This window comes from uncultured Nostoc sp., assembly GCF_964245445.1.
Lineage (GTDB): Bacteria > Cyanobacteriota > Cyanobacteriia > Cyanobacteriales > Nostocaceae > Nostoc.
Map to the genome: position 1 here is coordinate 28,327 of NZ_CAXTNE010000055.1, position 4,211 is coordinate 32,537.

3 protein-coding genes are annotated in these 4,211 nt (G+C 41.3%); all 3 read right to left on the reverse strand.

The genetic code is table 11. The features are described 5' to 3' along the window. Positions 1–138: 138 nt before the first annotated feature. The 3 genes from ACFE90_RS12360 to ACFE90_RS12370 are packed head-to-tail and all read right to left on the reverse strand — an operon-like array spanning position 139 to position 3,970. Positions 139–540 carry a type II toxin-antitoxin system HigA family antitoxin gene (locus tag ACFE90_RS12360; protein WP_375500848.1) on the reverse strand — a complete coding sequence of 134 codons (402 nt, stop codon included), beginning with the start codon at positions 538–540 and terminating at the stop codon, positions 139–141. Between the two features lie 44 nt (positions 541–584). Next, a complete protein-coding gene (locus ACFE90_RS12365) occupies positions 585–1,733 on the reverse strand; it encodes a restriction endonuclease subunit S (protein ID WP_375500850.1) in 1,149 nt (382 codons plus the stop codon). Further along, positions 1,730–3,970 (reverse strand): N-6 DNA methylase, encoded by a 2,241-nt coding sequence (locus ACFE90_RS12370; RefSeq protein WP_375500852.1) that lies wholly within the window; start codon positions 3,968–3,970, stop codon positions 1,730–1,732. The genes ACFE90_RS12365 and ACFE90_RS12370 overlap by 4 nt, the downstream gene beginning before the upstream one ends. Positions 3,971–4,211: the final 241 nt, after the last annotated feature.

Genomic DNA, 4,211 nt, shown 5'->3' on the forward strand with positions numbered 1-4,211 from the left:
TCTGAACGAAAGCCCTCGTGTTCTGAACGAAAGCCCTTGTGTTCTGAACGAAAGCACTTGTTTTCTGAACGAAAGCCTTGATAATGTTGGGTTTCGTTCCTCAACCCAACCTACGCCTGAACTACGCCTGAACAATAATTAATGTATAAAGAAGTCAGCATCAACTTGGAAAAATTCACCTAATGCTTTCGCTTGTGCTTTACTAATCTGTTGCTTACCGTTGAGAATTTCAGAGACAACACTACTCGAACCGATTACACCGATTAAATCAGTTTGTTTTAAATTTCGAGCTTCGATTAAATGGAGAAGCATTGATAATGGGGTTGTCTCACCCATTGGGTATTTTTCATCTTCATATTTTTCTATTAAAGCAATCAACAAGTCATATAAAGCCGATTCTTCAGATGTTCGGTTTGTTCGGTGCGCGAGTTCTTCGGCTATGAGTGTTGCTTGTTCGTTTTCTGTGTCATTTGTAATTACTTTTGGTTGATACTTAGCTAGTAAAAGCGCGTAAGTTTCTGGATTAAAAGTCAATATCATTATGAGAGTCTTTTGTCAATTAAAATGTGATAGCTATTTGCTTTTTACACGGCTATACTTCCATTCATCAGGCGAGGAAGGAGTAAATCGCGAGCTTGTTGTAATTTAACATTCATTTTTAGAAGAATCAGCACTTGTTTAAAAATAGGTTCAACTGTAATTTCAAATTTATCTAGTATTTCACGTTGAGGTTTCATAACTTTTAGGCGGCGAAAATTATCTATTATAATTGCATCAAATGTTGCACCATTAGCACTTCCACGAAGATATTCAACATGAGTTTTAACATTTAAAAATAGAAAGTATTGATTAATGCCTTCTTTTCCTTTTAAAGCAAAACATGATTGATTCATTGCCATATTTACTGCTGCTAATACTGTTTTTCCAACTGTTCCTCTAGCAGTAACAAACACAGTATTTTTCGGATAAAGCTTACTATTACATTTATTTAAACCTAAATCAGTGATAGTTTTAGCTGTTGACATTACATAACAGGAGGATGGTGCATCTTTAGGAGTGAAAAATGGAATATTTCCATCCCAATAAGCAGATATTTGTGTCTTTGGTGTTCCACCACTTAAAACATCGGCAATATCAGTAAAATTGACCAAATCCCAACCCTCTGGAATGCCATCAACTACCTTCACTGACTCGTAGCCAGGGAAGCGCGATCGCACAAACCATTCTTTGTAAAGCTGGTGGATAGACTCTTCCAGCAGTGCTATTCGGCGGTTGTTGTTGTCGATGAGGCGATCGTAATTTGAGAGAATCTTAGCAATGTGTTGTTGTGTTTGAATGTTAGGTATAGTTATAGGGATTTTATGAAGTACATTTCGATTAATACCTGGAACTGCACCAGCAGCATTCTGAAGTCCTAGCCCTAATGTACGCAACATATAGGAAATAAACTTTGGGTGATTTCCTTTAAAATCACATATATAAAGAGCAGTGTTTAAAGGCCAGAAATCCTCTTCAATGTAGAATACCTCGCCAAGTGTACCGTATCGACCAGTTACAACTCCTGGAGCTTTTACTTTAGCTTTATCATGTCTTCCGGTTATTCCCGAAGATGAAACAACAGGTACTTCTCCTTGTAGACGCTGATTATGTGGTAAGTCATAACCTCTTTTTAGAGTAATTACATCGCCAAGAGTACAGCAACGATAGCCTTTTGAATTTGCAACAGTAATCACAATAACTCCTCAAAATTCGCCGCAATACTCGCCGCTAACTCCACCGCTTCCTCATTCAAACTCGCCAACTCTAAATGAATTTCCCGCATTCTCTCCTCAAAATCCTCCTCATCTTCTCCATCTAAAGCAGTCACACCCACATAACGCCCAGGTGTTAAACTACTATCCTGCTGGGTTATTTCATCCCGCGTTACCACCTTACACAACCCTGATACATCCACAAACACCGCTTCGGGAAAGCGAGATTGTAACCAGCTAACTTGTGCTTTCACATACAGCGTAGACTTAATAGCAAAAATAGCTTCATCTCGCACTATATCCAGTGCATCACGTTGTTTTTTAACTTCCTTCCCATCCCAAATATCCTGTTTCCGCGCTTCTAGCTTTTTCTCCGCCAGTTCCACAGCGCGAGTACCGATTTTATGCACTTCGTTAATGTGCTTTTGCAGAGTTTTCAATTGGGGAATAAAAAGTGCAAACCTTGCTGCACAGTCTTTTTGCGCTTCGTTAGTAGAAAATGACCTCTCCCCCAACCCCTCCCCTACAAGGGGAGGGGAGTAATTATCTTTCCCCCCTTCCCTTGTAGGGAAGGGGGGTAGGGGGGTTAGGTTCTTCTCTGCAAACCACGCCAAATGCACTTGTAACTCCCCAATTAAACCAACTCTCGCCGCAGTAAATTCTTGAATTCCCGCTTCCAACTCAGACAAAGTAGCGCGGAAAGTCTCTATATTCTGATTGGCGATATCTTCAGCAACTAATCCCTCAACTTCGGGTAAATCCTTTAATAAAGGAAGCGAAGCCCCAAGACGATCGCTAAAAGTATGCAACAATTGCATCAACTTAACTAACGGTGACTCCAACTGTGTCAACACACCCTCAATAGTCCCTGCTTCTTGGTGCGTCTTATTTAAATATTCCCCCACTAACCCTAAATAACGTTCCTGCTGACCGCGATACAACCAAGCGATCGCCGTGATATTCTGGAGTTGTTCTTCACTAAAATCGCGGATTTTGCGCGTCACTACTCGGTAAACATTCCGCGCATCAATCATCAACACTTTGTTTTGGCGTTCTGCTGGTTTTCCCTTGTCGAAAAACCACAATGTACAAGGTAGCGATTTTGTGTAAAAAAAGTTCGTGCCAATAGAGATAATCATATCCACCGCTTGAGTGGCGATTAACTCCTCTCGAATCTCCTTTTCCCCATGTCCCGCATCCGATGCCGAACTCGCCATCACAAATCCGGCTCTACCTCGCTCATTTAAATAACTGTAAAAATACTGTATCCAGAGGTAATTTGCATTGCTCACCGCTTTAGTTTTGGCAGCAATTCCCGGTATCTTTTTTTCAGTAAACAGCCGGGAGTCAGTCTTCACCTTCTCTGGACTCACCCCATCTACATTAAATGGCGGGTTAGACATGACAAAATCACATTGACCCAGCAACTCTTCCCAGCGATCATAAAAAGTATTACCCTGGCGAATTATCCCTTCTAACCCGTGAACCGCTAAATTCATTCGCGCCAAACGCGTGTTAGTATCCGATTTTTCCTGTCCGTAAAAAGTAATCTTTGCAGCTGCATCCTCACCGCGATTTTCCACAAAATGTCCCGTCTGCACAAACATACCCGCACTACCGCAAGCAGGGTCTAAAACATTTCCCCGGTCAGGTTCAATCATATTTACAATGGTGCGTACCAAAGAAGGCGGTGTAAAAAATTCTCCTCCTTCCTGTGCGCCACTCATAGCAAACTTATTTAGAAAATACTCATAAATTCGCCCAAACACATCACCCGTGGCTGTACGCAACTCCTCCCGGTCAAAAATTCGCACTAAGTTATACAGCAAATCTTGCTCAAAACTGGTGTACTCCTTCGGTAACACCCCTTGCAACATCTGAGTTTCATCTTCAATCGCTTTCATCGCTGCATTGATTGCTTTGCCAATATCTGCGTTTTCTGCCAAATTCAAAATGCGATCGTACTGAGCCTCAATTGGTAAAAAAATTGCTGACTTTCCTTTAAAGTCATCTATGGTAATCGGGCGTTTTCTACCACCCCGCGAGGGTAAACCCTTTTCAATCTCCGCGTTTACAGCATTGAAGCGATTTGTCGCATGGCGAAGAAAGATTAGCCCTAGTACGGGCATACTGTATTCATTAGCATTGAGTTTGGAGTTAGCACGGAGTTGGTCTGCGGCTTCCCACAGGGAAGATTCAAGTTGACTGATATTGAGCATAGTTTGTTAGCGACTTAGGCGATTTGACTGTCTATTTCGCCTAAAAAATTATGAGTTTACATATTAACTGTTTTGACAACCAGGGAATCTGTTATTTTTTCCCCTAGCCCAAACAAATATACTTAGCACGTTTAATTCCTTGATCGAAATTTTTTAACCTAAAATTACGTCCCAAAGACGATAAGGGACTTCCAAATAAAAAAATATCCTATCGCGGTGTAGGCAGGGGGGCAGGGAGCAG